The organism is Pedobacter steynii (genome assembly GCF_900103665.1).
Taxonomy (GTDB): Bacteria; Bacteroidota; Bacteroidia; order Sphingobacteriales; family Sphingobacteriaceae; genus Pedobacter; species Pedobacter steynii.
The window spans coordinates 100,605-118,041 of record NZ_FNGY01000002.1; the positions used below are offsets into that span (position 1 = coordinate 100,605).

Consider the following 17,437-nt stretch of genomic DNA (forward strand, 5'->3'; position numbering starts at 1 on the left):
TTGAGGGTTGCTTAGGGCAACCTTTTTTGTTTTATACCCATGAAGAAAATACTCAACCACTTATTTGAAAACAAGACCTTCAGCAGAGCTGAAGCACAGCGAATCCTGACTTCCATTGCCTTGGGTGAGTTTAATACCTCCCAGATCGCTGCTTTTATCACGGCTTACGGGATGCGTAACATTACGGTGGAAGAGTTACAGGGCTTCCGTGATGCCATGCTGGACCTATGCGTAAAGCTGGATTTTTCTAACCATGAACTGATCGATCTGTGTGGAACAGGTGGCGATGGAAAGGATACTTTTAACATTTCTACACTGGCTTCCTTTGTGGTGGCGGGATCAGGGCATAAGGTGGCTAAACATGGCAACTATGGTGTTTCTTCCGGCTGCGGGTCCTCCAATGTAATGGAGTATCTGGGTTATCAGTTTACGAGTGATCAGGATGTGCTGAAAAGAAGCCTTGATCAATCGGGGATTTGCTTTATCCATGCACCTTTGTTTAACCCGGCTATGAAAACGGTGGCGCCCATCCGTAAAGAGCTGGGGGTGAAAACCTTCTTTAATATGTTGGGGCCGATGTGTAATCCGGCACAGCCGAAAAATCAACTGGTTGGGGTGTTTAGCCTGGAGCTGGCACGCCTGTATGCTTACCTGTATCAGGATACGGATAAGAATTATACGATTCTTCATGCGGTAGATGGCTTTGACGAGGTTTCTTTAACCTGCGATTTTAAGACGTTCAGTAAAACTGGGGAGGCCTTGAGAAAAGTGTCTGACCTGGGCTTTGAAGAGATCGACGAACAATTGATCAAAGGAGGGGATACGGTAGCTTCCTCCGCTGAGATATTTATGAAAGTCCTGAATGGGGAGGGAGAGAATGCACAGAATAATGTCGTGTTGTGTAATGCCGCACTGGCGATACAAACGATAGACAGCAGTAAAACTTTTGCCGATTGCTTCTACGAAGCGGAGGAATCTTTATTCAGCAAAAGGGCTTTGAATGCTTTTAAGAGCTTATTGTCCTGATGAAGAGGCCTGAACTGAAAGTATGCGGCATGTTGCATCCGAAGAACATTTTGGAGGTGGCCGCATTACAGCCGGATTATCTGGGCTTTATTTTCTTTAAAGGCTCCAAAAGATATGCAGGTGAGTTGGATCCGGAAGTGGTTAAAGCTTTGCCGGAACAGATTCAACGGACCGGCGTTTTTGTAAATGAAGATTCGGAACTGGTGCTGGAGCTGATTCATAAATATGGACTGAATGCCGTACAGTTACATGGGGCTGAAAGTCCGGAATATTGCAGGGGGATAGCTCAATCTATTAAGGCCATACAACCGGAATTTAAGCTGATTAAGTCTTTTGGTGTGAATGCTGATTTTGATTTTGAGCAGTTGGAAGCTTATCAGGAAGTGGCAGATTACTTTTTGTTTGATACACAGACACCCGATCATGGCGGTTCTGGCAAGAAGTTCGACTGGAGCCTGCTGGACAAATATACACTCGATGTCCCTTATTTTTTAAGTGGGGGAATCGGACCGGAAAGTGCGGAAGCGCTGAATGCGATTCGCGACCCGAGGTTGTCTGCGATCGATATCAACAGCAGGTTTGAACTGGAACCGGGGTTAAAAGATGCGGGTAAATTGATTGAATTTAAAAACAAGTTGTCCTGAGTCTTGCCTTATGGCAATTCAGGAATATATTGAGAAACAGATAAGCGTTATTAGGTACCATGGATAACGGAATACTAAAGAAATAAGAACAGGATTATGAACTATTTTGTAAATGAGAAGGGTTATTTTGGAGATTTCGGAGGAGCGTACATTCCCGAAATGTTATATCCCAATGTGGAAGAACTGAGAACCAATTACCTGAAAATTATCGAAGATGAAGACTTTCAAAAGGAGTTTCATCAATTGCTAAAAGATTATGTAGGAAGGCCTTCGCCTTTGTATTTAGCGAAGCGTTTATCGCAGCGCTATAACGCAAACATCTTCCTCAAAAGAGAAGACCTGAACCATACCGGTGCGCATAAGATCAACAATACGATCGGTCAGATTTTACTGGCGGAACGGTTGGGGAAAAAGCGGATCATCGCAGAAACAGGAGCGGGACAGCATGGAGTGGCAACAGCTACGGTTTGTGCGTTGCGCGGACTGGAATGTGTGGTGTACATGGGAGAGATTGACATCCAGCGTCAGGCACCCAATGTAGCGAGAATGAAAATGCTCGGTGCTACTGTAGTTCCTGCAACTTCAGGAAGTAAAACACTGAAAGATGCGACCAATGAAGCCATGCGCGACTGGATCAATAATCCCCTTGATACCCATTATATTGTCGGTTCTGTGGTAGGTCCGCATCCTTATCCGGATATGGTGGCCATTTTTCAATCGATCATTTCGGAGGAAACAAAAAAACAATTAGTTGAGCATACAGGGAGCGATCAGCCTGATTATGTCCTGGCTTGTGTAGGTGGCGGAAGTAATGCCATGGGCATGTTCTATCATTTCATTAATGATGAAAACGTGAAACTGATTGCCGTAGAAGCTGCGGGAAAAGGTGTGGACACCGGACATTCTGCTGCAACAACCTTTTTGGGAAAAGAAGGTGTTTTACATGGCAGCAGGAGCATTCTGATGCAAACGGAAGATGGACAGGTGATTGAACCTTATTCGGTCTCGGCAGGTCTGGATTATCCGGGAATAGGTCCTCAGCATGCGCATTTGTTTAAGACTTTAAGAGGGGAGTATGTATCGGTAACGGACGATGAGGCTTTGCAGGCAGGATTGCGGCTGACCCAGCTGGAAGGAATTATTCCGGCGATTGAAAGTGCACACGCCCTGGCGTATTTAGAGAAAATGAAGTTTACAGGTAAGGAAAATGTAGTCGTTTGTTTGTCCGGAAGGGGAGATAAAGACATGGACACTTATTTGAAGTATTTTGGTTTATAAGAAGAGCAATGAACAGAATTAATAAGTTATTTCAGGAGAAAAAAAATATATTATCCATCTATTACACTGCAGGATACCCAAACTTAGGTGATACGGTGGCCATTGCAGAAGAGCTGGAAAGATCAGGTGCAGACTTACTGGAAATCGGTTTTCCATATTCTGATCCGGTGGCGGACGGCCCGATCATTCAGGCGAGCAGCAAGACTGCGCTGGATGGAGGAATGACGCTTAAACTGTTGTTTGAGCAATTGAAAGACCTTCGTAAAACAGTGAGCATTCCGGTATTGTTAATGGGCTATGTGAACCCGATGCTGCAATATGGGGTAGCTAATTTTTGTAAGTCATGCGCCGAAGTAGGTGTGGATGGATGTATCGTTCCGGATCTTCCAATGAGCGAATATGAAGCGCTTTACAGTGACGTGTTCAAGGAAAACGGACTGACGAATATCTTCCTCGTGACCCCGCAGACCTCTGAAGAGCGGATCCGTAAAATCGATGGACTAAGTAATGGCTTCATCTATCTCTTGTCTTCTTCTGCTACCACGGGAAAAAACCTGCAGGTATCGGAAAGTACAGAAGCGTATTTCTCCAGAGTCGCAGAGATGAAGCTTAACAATCCTACCATGATTGGCTTTGGCATCAGCAGCAAAGAGACTTTTGATAAGGCTTGTCAGTATGCAAATGGAGCCATTATCGGCAGTGCCTTTGTTAAAAGCCTGAAATCCGATAATGTCATTGCCAGTGTGAAGGACTTTATGAAAACCTTTAAGCCGTAACTTCTTTCGTGCTTTTGATGGATTTGAGGTAGATAAACCCAATTAATCCGGCAATGATAGAAGCGCAAAGGATGGCGAATTTAGCCTCCGTTACATGCATCTCGTCGCTGAAAGACAATAGGGAAATAAAAATGGACATGGTAAATCCTATTCCGGCAAGCATACCCAATCCAATGATGTGCTTCCATCCGGACCGGGAAGGTAAGGTGCCTAGCTTTAGCTTCACTGCCAGCCATGAAAATAGCGTAACCCCTATTGTTTTTCCGGCAAATAAGCCGAGGATAATCCCCGCTCCCAATGGGGAAACCAGGCCGCCAAGCATCTCTTTCTGAAAGGTGATATTGGTGTTTGCCAAAGCAAAAATAGGCATGATGAAATAATTTACCGGACCGTTGAGCAGGTGTTCCAGCTTTTCCAGCGGTGATTCTACATTGGTCGCATTACAAGGAATGGTGAAGGCCAGCAATACCCCTGCGATCGTGGCATGGATTCCTGAATGGTGGATAAAGTACCATAAAAAGATTCCCGGAATCAGGTAAAAGAATAAGGGTTTTATATTGAAGAAATTAAATACAAACAGCAATGCCAGGACGCCTGCAGCCATCAAAAGGTAGTCAAAATGCACTTCACTGGTATAAAATACCGCAATCACGAGGATCGCACCAAGGTCGTCCACAATGGCCAGTGCAGCCAGAAAGATCTTTAAAGAAGTAGGGACGCTTTTGCCCAGCATGGAAATGATGGCAAGTGCAAAGGCGATATCAGTAGCCATCGGGATTCCCCATCCTGAAGCCGTCGGCGTATTGTGGTTAAAAGCGAAATAGATCAGTGCAGGAACAAGCATGCCACCTAAAGCCGCAATCACGGGCAAGGAGGCCTTCTTGAGCGAGGACAATTCTCCCTCCAGCATTTCCCTTTTAATTTCCAGTCCTACCAACAGGAAAAAGACGGCCATCAGGGCATCATTGATCCAGGCAGAAACGGTAAAAGAATAGCTGCTGCCGCCGAAGGTAATCCCTAAATCTGTGGCTAAAAGATTGGCGAATCCTTCACTATAGGAGGAATTTGCAATAAATAAAGAGATGGCAACACAAACCATGAGGATGATGCCCCCGATTTGTCCTGAACGGATGAAATCTCTGAACGCTTGTAAATTGAATAGTTTCGACATGTGTTAAAGATACCATTCAAGGGGGAGTTAGGCAACAAATTAAAGGAAACTTTCCAGATCTCCTTTTCCCTCACGAATGATTTCAAATGTTCCGGAAGTGCAATCTACAACGGTAGAAGGCTCATTGTCACCATATCCGCCGTCGATCACCAGGTCTACTTTATCTTCATATTTCTCGTGGATTAATTCCGGATCTGTAGAATATTCAATCAACTCATCGTCATCTTTTATGGAAGTCGATAAGATCGGGTTGCCGAGTAACATTACAATTTCCCGCGCAATGGCATTGTCAGGAACACGGATACCTACCGTTTTTTTATTGGAGCTTAACAGCTTTGGTACATTGTTATTCGCATTGAATATAAAGGTGAACGGACCCGGTAATGCTTTTTTTAGCACCCTGAAGGTAGTGGTGTCAATGGGCTTAATGTAGTCTGAAATGTGTCTGAGGTCAGAACAGATAAAAGAAAAGTTGGCCTTTTCAGGTTTGATGCCCCTCAGCCGGCAAATCTTCTCTATGGCTTTTTGGTTGGTAATGTCGCAACCCAATCCGTAAACAGTATCGGTCGGATAAATGATGATGCCTCCTTTTTTTAAGACCTCCACCGCTTGTTCTATTGCTTTAGGATTCGGATTTTCAGGATAGATTTTGATAAGCATATGTAAAATTACAAAATCTTTATACCTTATTATGCTTATTATTGTTCTATTAGTATGTTTTTATTAAATTAAACCATATGAGAAAAGCTTTTATCGCAATTGCTGCATTTCTGGTGACCGCAACGGTCATGATCAGCCTGGCCTGGCCACCTTTCTACTGGGCTTTCATCTTTATCGGACCGATCGTCATATTAGGGGTTTACGACCTTTACCAACCGAAACACAGTATCGTCAGGAATTATCCCGTAGTTGGCCGGTTAAGGTATTTTATGGAAGACCTGCGCCCAAAAGTCTATCAGTATTTTGTGGAAAGCGATACCAATGGGAAACCATTCAGCAGGTTAAACCGTTCCCTGATTTATCAAAGAGCAAAAAAAGAGAATGATACGATTCCATTTGGTACACAGCTGGATGTTTATGAAAACGGATACGAATGGCTGAGTCATAGCATTGCAGCGATCAGTCATACCGAGTTAGATGAAGACCCAAGAGTGCTTGTTGGCGGGCCTGGTTGTAAAAAGCCTTATTCTGCAAGTATTTATAATATATCGGCCATGAGCTTCGGCTCATTGAGTCAGAATGCCATCCTCGCCTTAAACGGAGGCGCTAAACTTGGGAATTTTGCCCACAATACAGGAGAAGGTGGAATCAGTGATTACCATGCCAATCCAGGAGGAGATCTCATTTGGCAAATCGGAACGGGGTATTTCGGTTGTCGCCATCACGATGGTAGCTTTAATTATGATGCCTTTGCAGAACGTTCCCAGTCTGAGCAGGTGAAGATGATTGAAATTAAGCTTTCGCAGGGCGCTAAGCCAGGGCATGGCGGGATTTTGCCAGCTAAGAAAGTAACTCCGGAAATCGCGAGAATCAGGTTGGTGAAAGAAGGTTTTGATGTGATCTCTCCGCCCGCACATGCGGCTTTTAAAACGCCTTTGGAACTGGTGGCTTTTGTTCAGAAATTAAGGGAATTGTCGGGTGGTAAACCTGTAGGGATAAAATTGTGTATTGGCCGCAGAAGTGAATTTTTTGCCATTTGTAAGGCGATGTCAGAAACGGGGACTTATGTCGACTTTATCACAGTTGAAGGTGGTACGGGTGCATCACCTCAGGAATTTTCTAATGCGGTCGGCATGCCTTTGAGAGAAGGAGTAGCCTTTGTGTATGATGTGTTGAGTGGATTTAACCTGAAACAACACATTAAGATCATCGCTTCAGGAAAGATATCTTCCGGATTTGACCTGGTAAAAAACATTGCTTTAGGTGCAGATTTATGTAATTCTGCAAGAGGAATGATGTTTGCACTAGGGTGCATTCAGGCTTTGGAATGTAACAGCAATACCTGTCCGACTGGTGTAGCTACGCAAGATGCGAGTCTGATGAAAGGGCTGGTTGTAGAAGACAAAAGAGTCAGGGTGTTTAACTTTCATAAGCTTACCGTAGAAAGTGCCGTAGAGCTGCTCGGTGCTGCGGGATTACACCATACTTATCAGTTGACCAGAGCTTATATCAACAGGAGGATCGCTCCCAATGTGATGCAGTCGTATATGGAGAGTTTTCCTTATATTCCGGAAGGCAGCCTGTTGAGAACGCCTTACCCTTTGAGATTCGAACTGGGCATGGCATTGAGTACTTCAGCTAGTTTTACGCCTACGGATTACAAGGTTTCGATAGTGGATTATGCACATGCCAATTCTTTTAATGACAATTTGACGCCAGGAAGTTAGTTCCGCTCTTGCTTGGTATCTCCCGTTTTTCTCTTCCAATAAATGTAGAGATTCCTCAAAGGCTGAAATCTTTTGCGCTGAAGGGCGCAAATCTTTCTATGCCTTTTCTGAACTCCACATTTATTGGAGAAATCCTGCATAGAATTAAGGTTCGCTCCACAGGCTAAACCTCGACCCGGGTGTTATTTCAAGAGGGCGATGTGGTTGGGTAGGGTATTCAATTGCACCATGCGGAGGAGTAATCATTATATTTAACAAAAATGTCCCTCTGCTTTGAAGACATTCGAATATTTGCCCTTCAGCAAAGATTCGGGGATGAAAAGGAGATGGGATATTTTTGTAACACTTAATTTCTCTGATCAGAAACACTTAAAATAGAAAGGCCGGTTTCAACTAAATGGAACCGGCCTTTCTGTTTTATACTGATGAGATTAAAACTCTGCGTTTCTTGGGAAGCGCGGGAAAGCAATCACGTCTCTGATATTCGTCATTCCACTTACGAAAAGTACCAGTCTTTCGAAACCTAATCCGAATCCTGCATGTGGAGCTGTTCCAAAGCGTCTCGTGTCTAAATACCACCACAGTTCTTCTTGTGGGATGTTTAGCTCTTCCATTCTTTGAACAAGTTTATCCATACGTTCTTCTCTTGCAGAACCGCCAACCATTTCTCCGATTCCAGGGAAAAGGATGTCCATGGCGGCTACTGTTTTTCTTCCCTGGGCATCAGGTTCATTCTGACGCATGTAGAATGATTTGATATCTGCAGGGTAGTCTGTTAAGATCACCGGTTTTTTGAAATGTTTCTCTACCAGGTAGCGTTCATGTTCCGATTGAAGGTCTGCTCCCCATTCGTCAATAAGATACTTGAATTGTTTCTTTTGATTTGGTTTGGAAGACCTTAGGATGGCGATGGCTTCTGTATAGGTCAGGCGCTCAAAGTCATTGTTCAGGCAGAAGTTTAGTTTTTCTATTAAGGAAAGCTCACTACGCTCGTTCTGTGGTTTGGTTTTCTCCTCTTCCAGCAAACGGTTGTTCAGGAATTCTATTTCTTCCGGGCAGTTTTTTAAAGCATAGTCGATGACGTACTTCATCATGTCTTCTGCCAGCTGCATGTTGTCTTCAAGGTCTGCAAAAGCAACCTCAGGTTCAATCATCCAGAATTCTGCAAGGTGACGGGTTGTATTTGAATTTTCAGCTCTGAATGTAGGGCCGAAAGTATAAATCTGTCCAAAGGCCATTGCAGCAAGTTCACCTTCCAGCTGTCCGGATACGGTAAGGTTGGTTGCACGGGCAAAGAAATCCTGTGAGAAATCTACTTTACCATCTTCGGTACGTGGGGTGTTGTCAAAGTCTAAAGTCGTTACTTTGAACATTTCACCGGCACCTTCAGCATCAGAAGCTGTAATTACAGGGGTGTGCATGTATACAAAGCCTCTGTCGTTATAAAACTGATGGATGGCGAAAGCCAGGGCATGACGTAATTTGAAAACCGCGTTGAAAGTATTGGTACGGAAGCGTAGATGCGCAATTTCTCTCAGGAACTCCAAGCTGTGTTTCTTAGGTTGTAATGGGAATTTTTCCGGATCACTATCGCCTAATATTTCAATAGAATTTGCTTTTATATCAACTCTCTGGCCTTTACCAACGGATTCAACAATGATTCCTGTAACGGATATTGCAGCTCCTGTAGTAATGCGTTTTAATAAATCTTCAGGGGTATTATTAAAGTCGACAACGATCTGGATATTTCCCATGCAGGAACCATCATTTATAGCTATAAACTGATTGTTACGGAAGGTACGTACCCAACCCATAACGGTCACTTCTCTGTCGAACTGCTCTGTCTCTAACAGGCTTTTTACTTTTTCTCGTTTTATCATGATTTTATTGTGGAGAGCTTCAAAAATAAGGATTTCATTCAATAAATAAGAGGGAATAGCTTGCTTATATTCAATTGTATAATGATTTTTTTTATGAATCTTAATATATTAAGTTTGCGTTTCATTCTCAATCATATTAACGTGCAACCAAATTTTAAACTTTCCCTCTGGCAAAATGCCATTGGTGATGTCTATAACTTTTCTCTTGAAGAACGTATTTTTAACACCATGTGCATCTTTGCTTTCTTTGCCATGTTGGTGGAAGCTCCCTATAACTATATCGTGAACCTGAAAGCGCTGGCATGGCTCTGTTGTGTATCCATGTTGTTTATTTTTGCTTTGTATTATGGCTCCAGAGTGAAGCGAAAATCTTCGATATGCATTATGATTTTTTGCCTGGCTTGTAACATGGCTTTTATTTTCTGTTATTTCTATAATTCCGGGATTCTTGGCCCGAATATTTTACTCTTTGTACTTTCTTTTTTTATCATCATTACCATTATTCCTAAACGGCAATACGTGTTTTGGGTGCCTTTCAATCTGCTGATTGTGCTTGTTGTACTGGTTGTGGAGCTTCATTGGCCACATATGATACCGAATCTATATATGAGTGATGCAGTAAAGACAATTGATTTTGGGGTGACTTATGTGGTGACTACTACCCTGATTTTCTTTTCCATCAGCTATATGAGAAAGAATTATGACCATGAAAGGGCTTCTGTTGAAGAACGAAACCGGGCAATAGAGGTGCAGAACGAAGAGATTCTTTTTCAAAAACAGGAGCTGGAATACCTGAATCGGGAAAAGGATCGGTTGCTTTCTATTGTGGCACATGATGTAAGGATGCCATTGAGTTCTATACAAGGATATCTGGAATTGTTGAATGCAGTGGGATTGGAAGAAGGGGAGAAGTCTTTTATCGAGGAGCAATTGCTGGAGATCACCAGGGATACATCTGAAATGCTCATGAACCTGCTTTCCTGGTCAAGAACTCAGCTGATGGGAGCTAATGTTCAGTTGAAATCTCTGGATGTGAATGAGGCGCTGAAGGGTTGGTTGAAAATTGAAAAGTCAATAGCCGATAAGAAGGGGATTCGCCTGAATGTGTTAACCGCCGGACAATTAAATCTAATGGCGGATCATGATATGCTGCATCTGGTCATCAGGAACCTGGTGTCAAATGCGCTGAAATTTACGCCGGCCGGGGGAGAGATCATCGTGTCTACCAGGTATCGTGATACGGAGGGCATGATTATTATTTCTGATAATGGAATAGGTATGTCCAATGAGAAGCAGGAGAACCTGTTTCATCTTAATGCTTCTGCTACTTATGGTACCAATAATGAAAAAGGAATCGGATTAGGATTGTTATTGTGTAAAGAGTTCACGGAGCAACAACAAGGTAAAATCTGGTTTGAGAGTAAGGAAGATAAAGGCTCTGTTTTTTATGTTTCCTTTAAATTAGGCCTTGTTTAGTATCTATGTTTTGGTGTTTTTGATTTTTTTAGGTGTATTTCGTCTTTGTTTTGGATTTTCTTCTGGTTTTTTTGTGATTTCAGTGTGTTTATTTTTGTTTTTATTGTGTTTTATGGATTTTGTTGTAAATATTTAGCTTCTTTTTGTTTGTTTTTGTGTGTTTTGTTGATTTTTATGTGTTTTAATTGCTTTTGTTGTGTTTTATTTTGATGTTTTTTATGTTTTTGTGATTTTTTATTGAAATAAATTGTGTTTTTTGTCTTTAAGTTATATATTTGTGTCAGCTCGTTTAATTTATATTTGGTTAAAGAAGCCTCCCGTTGGATGACTGGAGGCTTCTTATTTTTTATACCCTGCGGGTAATGAGAAAAGGAAGGAAATCATCATGGTTTTCTTTGTTGAGGCAACCAGAAGTATCGGAAATATAGGTCATAAAAAAAAGGTCAATTGAATGAACAATTGACCTTTTTTGTGATAGGTAATTACCTGATACTACGAAAGTACTTTAGTAACTAAAGCAGCTGCATCTTTCAATGCGATTGCTGAATATACTTTTAATCCTGACTCATCAATTAACTGTTTCGCTTCAGCGGCATTGGTACCTTGTAAACGACAGATGATTGGAACAGGAATATCTCCGATTTCTTTGTAAGCATCAATTACACCTTGAGCTACACGGTCACAACGAACGATACCACCAAAGATATTGATTAGGATTGCTTTAACATTTGGATCCTTAAGGATGATGTTAAAACCTGCTTTTACGGTTTGTGCATTTGCAGTTCCACCAACGTCAAGGAAGTTGGCAGGCTCACCACCAGCAATTTTGATGATGTCCATGGTCGCCATAGCTAAACCAGCACCGTTAACCATACAGCCAACATTACCATCTAATTTTACATAGTTTAAGTTTGATTCGCTGGCTTCAACATCTGTTGGATCTTCTTCCAGTTTATCACGCATTGCTGCATAGTCAGGATGACGGAACAAAGCGTTTTCATCTAAATCAACTTTAGCATCAACAGCGATGATTTTGTCATCAGAAGTTTTTAATACCGGGTTGATCTCGAACATAGCAGAGTCAATGCTGTCGTACGCTTTGTAAAGCGCAGTAACAAATTTCACCATCTCTTTAAAAGCAGCTCCGCTTAATCCAAGATTGAAGGCAACCTTACGGGCCTGGAATCCTTGAAGACCAACTTTAGGGTCGATCTCTTCTTTGAATATTAGATGAGGTGTTTTTTCTGCTACTTCTTCAATATCCATTCCACCTTCGGTAGAATACATAATGATGTTCTTGCCTGTCGCACGGTTTAACAATACGCCTACATAGAACTCTTTAGTTTCCGAAGCTCCGGGATAATAAACATCCTGCGCAACTAAAATTTTGTTTACTTTCTTACCTTCAGGACCAGTTTGTGGGGTTACCAATTGCATGCCCAGGATTGCAGCAGCTCTTTCTTTAACCTCATCAAGGTTTTTAGCCAGTTTTACACCTCCGCCTTTACCTCTTCCGCCTGCATGGATTTGTGCTTTAATCACAACCCAATCAGAATTGAAGTCAGTTTTCATTTTTTTAGCAGCTTCTACAGCCTGCTCAACCGTGTCGGCAACTATGCCTTCTTGTACGGCTACACCAAAACTTTTAAGTATTTCTTTACCTTGATATTCGTGGATATTCATTTGCTGAAAAAATTTGTCCAAATCTACAATTTCAGATTGGTTTTAAAAACAGTAAGTTTGCATTTATGCTAAAAGCTACAGGTATAAAGAAAGCTTATGGAAATTTACCCATCCTGAAAGGGGTGGATTTTGAAGTGGCAAAAGGAGAAATTGTAAGTATCATCGGTGCTTCCGGAGCAGGGAAAAGCACATTGTTACATATACTGGGGACTTTAGACAAGCCCGATCAGGGGATGGTACAATTGAATGGCGCTAAAGTGAATCTGCTTTCCGGCGAGCTGTTGAGTATCTTTCGTAACAAAAATATAGGCTTTGTTTTTCAATTCCATCACCTGTTGCCCGAATTCACTGCGATGGAGAACATTTGTATTCCTGCCTTTATCGCTAAAACAGGAAAAAAAGAAGCCGAACAACGGGCCATGGAATTGTTAGACCTTTTAGGCCTCAAAGATCGGGCAACACATAAACCCAATGAGCTTTCCGGTGGAGAACAACAACGGATTGCAGTAGCCAGGGCCTTGGTTAACAGGCCTTCGATCATATTGGCCGATGAGCCTTCAGGAAACCTGGACTCTGCCAATGCAAACGCTTTGCATGAATTCTTTATCACCCTCAGGGACAACTTTAAACAGACCTTCGTCATTGTGACACACAATGAAGGACTGGCAAAAATCAGTGACAGGGTAGTCACAATGAAAGACGGATTAATCATATAACATTTTGAAGATATTAATTACAGGAGGTAAATCTGCAGCAACATTAAAGCTGCTGAAAGCATTTGCCGATGACGATATATTATTGGCAGACTATGGCGATATGCCTTCATTCAGCTCTGCAGCTTATCAAATGCATTCTTTAGGAACGCGGAATGACGACACTACTGCACATACCTTATTAAACAACTGTCTGGACGAAGGAGTGGAAATGATTCTGCCACTACATACTTTTGAAATAGAGGCGGTTTCCAGATCGATCGTCTTGTTCGAGGAATTCGGAATCTCTGTGTTGCTTCCGGAAATCAATAAACTGGATCAATACCTGAGTACGGAGAAGCAAACCGGCGACTGGGCGATTTATCGGGATGGAATGCTGCTGTTCTCTTCAAACCCATCCGATGAACAAGCCCTCATAGGAAAAGAAGCGGGTTTAAACGGCGCATTTTATATCAATGCCGGAACCAGCGGACTGGAACCTGTTTTATTTACGATCAATTAATACCCCATCATTCTATACATTCATGGTATCTGAAAAATTCTTAGAAGAAAAACAAGCTTTTGTTTTTGAACTTGACGATGTTCTTTATCCCGAAAAAGATTACTTGCTCCAGGTATATTACCTGTTTGCACAGTTTATTGAATATGGGGAGCAGTTAAATGCCACGGAAATACTTCAGTTTATGCAGGAAAAACATCTTGCAGATGGTCCGGAAGACATTTTTGCGCAAACCGCCGCTAAATTTGATATCCCATTAAAATATCAGGTTAACTATGACCTGCTGCTTCAAAATGCGAGGCTGCCTTTAAAGCTGTTGATCTTTAATAAAATGCTGAATTTACTACAGGAAGTGGTAGGTAAAGGCAAGCAGTTGTTCTTATTTGTCGCCGGAGATCCGGCCATGCAGCTGAATAAAATCAGACAGATCGAATGGAACGGATTGGAGCAAAACCTGCTGGTCTATTTTGCCGCGGAAATAGGTGAAAAACCCTCCGCTGCCGGACTGGAACTGATCCTGGAAAAACATGGCTTAAAACGGGAAGATCTCTTGTTTATAGGAAAAGAAGGACTGGATCGGGAATGTGCTTCAAATGCAAAGATTGATTTTTTAGCGATAGATAAACTATTGCAGGATTAATTACGTTAGTATTCGCATAACAACCTGCGGTAATGCTGTTTAATTATCTTAAATTTGTTATAATCTAACTCTATATCGATGATAAAACATATATCCTCCGGACGTTATGCTGCACTAGCTATCATAGTGCTTGCTCTGGGATTTACAGCCTGCAAAAAGAATAAAGTAGAACCCACACCGGAGAAAAAACCACAGACAAGTGATCCGGCTACCGGAAATAGTCAGCAAACCCCTACTACAGATAGAGTTCAGCTGAGTAATGACTCTTTGTTTCTTTATGCCAAAGAAGTTTATTATTGGAATGAGGCATTGCCTACTTATGATGAGTACCTGCCAAGAAAATATACAAATGGCGCCGCTAACCTGGATAAGTATAAAAACAATCTTTTTAATATAGGTAAGGTTTCCGGGTCTGTTGATTACAGGCAAGGCTACTCTTCCTTAAAATACTCTTTTATAGAGGATGCTGATGCTGCTAACCCTCAGGCCAGCATACCTAATTCTTTGGCTTCTGTTGACTCAGAAGGTAATGGTAATGACGTAGGGATTAGAATTGATGCCTACAGAACCGATGTGAACAATCCTCTGACTTATAGTTTAATTGTTACTGCTGTATATCCAGGTTCTCCGGCAGCAGATGCTGGTGTGAAGCGGGGCTGGGTGATCAGAACCATTAATGGGCAGTCTTTTGGTGCCAATATCAATACAGAGGTGAATGCTGCGTTTAATGCGATTGAAGGAGCAAATGTGTCAATCACCGGGACTGTATATACCGGAGGATCGAGATTAAATGAGTTTTCTACGACGCTAACGAAGAAAAGCTATAAAAGCAGCCCGATTTATAAAGCAGTTACGCTTACTGCCGGAACAAAGAAGATTGGTTATCTGGCTTTTGCCAGGTTTTCGACTTTGGATAATACGACTAAAGCAGACTTAGATGCCGCTTTTGCTGATTTCGCTACAATGGGGGTTAAAGACCTTGTGGTTGACTTACGCTATAACGGAGGTGGATACATCAATACTGCAGAATACCTGATCAATCTGATTGCTCCTTCCGGTCTCAATGGAAAAGTCATGTTCCGGGAATATTATAACAATACCATGCGCAGTGGAAAGGCGGGAATCCTGATCAACCAGCCAGTTACCGACATCAATGGCAAATTAATATATGACAGGACACTCGGAAGAAATCTGACTCAGGCGGATGATGATTACAGCCCTGAAGCTCAATCTACTTCCTTTAGTAAAAAAGGAGCACTGGCAGGGGTGACTAATGTCGTTTTTATTGTGTCCGACAGAACTGCTTCCGCAAGCGAACTCGTGATCAATAGTTTAAAGCCTTTTGTAAATGTTAAATTGGTTGGGGAAACCACTTATGGAAAACCTGTAGGTTTCTTTCCAATAAAGATTGAAAACCGATATGATGTTTTCTATGCGATGTTTGAAACGAAAAATGCCAATGGAGAGGGAGGTTATTTCAATGGAATGGTTCCTGACTATAATGCAGCAACATCGACTGAAGCCACGTTTTTTGACAATCCGCTCTATGAATTTGGAGATGTAAGAGAAGGTTACCTTGCGAAAGCGGTAGCTGCGATTCCCGGAACCGCCGGATCTTCTGCATTGGCTTCGGCTAAAAGCGCAAGAATGAGCGTTAGGGAGGAAAGTAGTACGACGACTGCTGTTCCGCCAATGATCCTGGTATCTAAGGAAAGAACTACGGAGTTTGTCGGAATGATTAAAACTCCGGGAAGAAGACAGTAAAGATTAAACGGCTGTTAATCAGTTGATTTTTTTGAATGTAAAAGCCTATTTACACAATTATGTAAAAATGACTTTGAAGTATCTGTTTTTATTGCGATTTTAATTGTTTAAACGCATATTTAATTAGAATTAAGGCATTATATTATGATAGGGGAATTAATCGAAAAAGAGTCAATAGACATCAGTCAGATCATACCTGCTGAACAAAACCATACAGAAGAATTGAGAGATAAGCTGAACTCTGCACAGCGACTTGGAAATGAGTTTAAATCTAAGGCAGATATTTCTTTCAATACCAAGGAAGGGCCACGAACGGTTTCTACAACCGTATGGTCAGTAACAGAAAAGTACATCCAGCTGAAAAACGGAATTCACATTCCTTTGATCAGTTTATTAGCTATAGAATTTTAAGGCTTATTGCTTTTTCATCCTCAGTTTCTCTCTGAAGATGGATTTAAGATTACGTTCTTTATCGATGTTGTTGATGATTTCCAGAATGGAAGCTGCAGCATCGATAAAGAACTTTTTGTTGATGTTCTGATATTCATCTGAGGCCTTATGGTAATCTTTATGGTCTTCCACACCGAAGTAAATAAAAGGAATGCCTTTTGCATTAAATGAACCCTGGTCGCTTTGGTCTGTCCAGTCTTCATGACCTGTTTTAGGATCGTCATGCCCCAATAATACTTTGATCCGGGGATCTGTAGTGATGAAATACTTCTTTAATTCCGGATATTTGAAGGTACCACAGGCATACAGTTCGCCTTTGTCATTATGGCTGATCATGTCCATATTGATGTTTAGCTTAATCTTTTCCAAGGCTACAGGCGGCTTTTCTACAAATGCCTTTGATCCTCTTAAGCCCATTTCTTCTGCATCAAAAGCAGCAAAGATTAACGTATAGTTGGGTTTGTTGTTTTTATAGTATTCTGCAAATTTTAACAAGGCAGCGATGCCTGAGGCATTGTCGTCCGCCCCGTTGTAGACTTCGTTATTCATGATGCCCACATGATCATAATGAGCGGAAATTACAATAATCTCTTCATTTTTTCCGGGAATGCAGGCCAGCATGTTCTTTCCGGAGATCTCTACACCTTTATTGTTTTTGAAAGAAAAGACCTGCTCATATCCGGAAAGCAAAGGGATTGGTTTTAAGCCGATTTGTTTAAATCTGGTGCTGATGTATGTCCTTGCCATTTCTGCACCCTTGGTGCCTGTCTTGCGTCCTTCATACGCATCCGAAGAGAGGACTTCCACATCTTTAAGTAATTGCTGTTCTGCTTTTGAGAAATGCCGGGCAGTTTGTGCTTGTGCAGGTTTCTTTACGGTATTGCAACTCAACAATACAACGAGTGGTAATAACAGGTATGCTTTCATCTTTTGATCTGGTTCTACTGAGCTAAAGGTAATTATATTCGCCGATATCTCCTTCGACATGTGATTGTCAAAACTTAAATGAACATTGAATGTTTTGATGATATGAGGTAATTTCAGCTCAAT

16 protein-coding genes are annotated in these 17,437 nt (G+C 41.8%); 11 read left to right on the forward strand and 5 right to left on the reverse strand.

The window, feature by feature from the left end; translation table 11 throughout:
• Positions 1–39 precede the first annotated feature (39 nt).
• From trpD to trpA, 4 genes are all read left to right on the forward strand, one after another.
• Complete coding sequence (gene trpD / locus BLQ87_RS04790) at positions 40–1,026, forward strand: anthranilate phosphoribosyltransferase (RefSeq protein WP_074605026.1); 987 nt, start codon at positions 40–42, stop codon at positions 1,024–1,026.
• Entirely contained in the window at positions 1,026–1,670 is a 645-nt protein-coding gene (locus BLQ87_RS04795) for a phosphoribosylanthranilate isomerase (RefSeq protein ID WP_074605027.1), read from the forward strand. Before trpD ends, BLQ87_RS04795 begins: the two co-directional genes overlap by 1 nt.
• 96 nt (positions 1,671–1,766) lie before the next feature.
• Complete coding sequence (gene trpB, locus BLQ87_RS04800; protein ID WP_074605028.1) at positions 1,767–2,948, forward strand: tryptophan synthase subunit beta; 1,182 nt, start codon at positions 1,767–1,769, stop codon at positions 2,946–2,948.
• 8 nt (positions 2,949–2,956) lie between these two features.
• Positions 2,957–3,724, forward strand: coding sequence for a tryptophan synthase subunit alpha (gene trpA / locus BLQ87_RS04805; protein ID WP_074605029.1), 768 nt, complete (start codon positions 2,957–2,959; stop codon positions 3,722–3,724).
• Here trpA and nhaA read toward each other — a convergent pair.
• On the reverse strand, positions 3,714–4,895 hold the full coding sequence (gene nhaA / locus BLQ87_RS04810) for a Na+/H+ antiporter NhaA (protein WP_074605030.1): 1,182 nt from the start codon (positions 4,893–4,895) through the stop codon (positions 3,714–3,716). The genes trpA and nhaA overlap by 11 nt on opposite strands.
• 39 nt (positions 4,896–4,934) lie before the next feature.
• The gene (locus BLQ87_RS04815) at positions 4,935–5,555 is read right to left on the reverse strand and encodes an L-threonylcarbamoyladenylate synthase (RefSeq protein ID WP_074605031.1); all 621 of its coding nucleotides are present in this window, start codon (positions 5,553–5,555) and stop codon (positions 4,935–4,937) included.
• A 77-nt stretch (positions 5,556–5,632) separates the two neighbouring features.
• Here BLQ87_RS04815 and BLQ87_RS04820 point away from each other — a divergent pair, with 77 nt between their 5' ends.
• A complete protein-coding gene (locus BLQ87_RS04820; RefSeq protein WP_074605032.1) occupies positions 5,633–7,282 on the forward strand; it encodes an FMN-binding glutamate synthase family protein in 1,650 nt (549 codons plus the stop codon).
• Between the two features lie 431 nt (positions 7,283–7,713).
• On the opposite strand, the gene asnS is transcribed toward BLQ87_RS04820, so the two are convergent.
• Positions 7,714–9,162, reverse strand: coding sequence for an asparagine--tRNA ligase (gene asnS / locus BLQ87_RS04825; protein ID WP_074605033.1), 1,449 nt, complete (start codon positions 9,160–9,162; stop codon positions 7,714–7,716).
• 141 nt (positions 9,163–9,303) lie between these two features.
• Here asnS and BLQ87_RS04830 point away from each other — a divergent pair, with 141 nt between their 5' ends.
• Positions 9,304–10,638, forward strand: a complete 1,335-nt coding sequence (locus BLQ87_RS04830) for a sensor histidine kinase (RefSeq protein WP_074605614.1) — start codon at positions 9,304–9,306, stop codon at positions 10,636–10,638.
• A gap of 492 nt (positions 10,639–11,130) precedes the next feature.
• On the opposite strand, the gene sucC is transcribed toward BLQ87_RS04830, so the two are convergent.
• Positions 11,131–12,321: an ADP-forming succinate--CoA ligase subunit beta gene (gene sucC / locus BLQ87_RS04835; RefSeq protein ID WP_073231105.1), complete on the reverse strand. Its 1,191-nt coding sequence runs from the start codon at positions 12,319–12,321 to the stop codon at positions 11,131–11,133.
• A 65-nt stretch (positions 12,322–12,386) separates the two neighbouring features.
• Between sucC and BLQ87_RS04840 the strand changes: the two genes are divergently transcribed.
• The 5 genes from BLQ87_RS04840 to BLQ87_RS04860 all read left to right on the forward strand — a co-directional run bounded on the left by BLQ87_RS04840 (position 12,387) and on the right by BLQ87_RS04860 (position 16,348).
• The gene (locus BLQ87_RS04840) at positions 12,387–13,037 is read left to right on the forward strand and encodes an ABC transporter ATP-binding protein (RefSeq protein WP_074605034.1); all 651 of its coding nucleotides are present in this window, start codon (positions 12,387–12,389) and stop codon (positions 13,035–13,037) included.
• Positions 13,038–13,041: 4 nt separating this feature from the next.
• Entirely contained in the window at positions 13,042–13,536 is a 495-nt protein-coding gene (locus BLQ87_RS04845) for an ATP-grasp domain-containing protein (protein WP_074605035.1), read from the forward strand.
• A 22-nt stretch (positions 13,537–13,558) separates the two neighbouring features.
• Positions 13,559–14,173, forward strand: coding sequence for an HAD family hydrolase (locus BLQ87_RS04850; protein ID WP_074605036.1), 615 nt, complete (start codon positions 13,559–13,561; stop codon positions 14,171–14,173).
• Between the two features lie 78 nt (positions 14,174–14,251).
• Complete coding sequence (locus BLQ87_RS04855; RefSeq protein WP_074605037.1) at positions 14,252–15,937, forward strand: S41 family peptidase; 1,686 nt, start codon at positions 14,252–14,254, stop codon at positions 15,935–15,937.
• Positions 15,938–16,081: 144 nt separating this feature from the next.
• A complete protein-coding gene (locus BLQ87_RS04860) occupies positions 16,082–16,348 on the forward strand; it encodes a hypothetical protein (protein WP_172664847.1) in 267 nt (88 codons plus the stop codon).
• A gap of 3 nt (positions 16,349–16,351) precedes the next feature.
• Here BLQ87_RS04860 and BLQ87_RS04865 read toward each other — a convergent pair whose 3' ends face one another.
• The gene (locus BLQ87_RS04865; protein ID WP_245723793.1) at positions 16,352–17,374 is read right to left on the reverse strand and encodes a M28 family peptidase; all 1,023 of its coding nucleotides are present in this window, start codon (positions 17,372–17,374) and stop codon (positions 16,352–16,354) included.
• Positions 17,375–17,437: the final 63 nt, after the last annotated feature.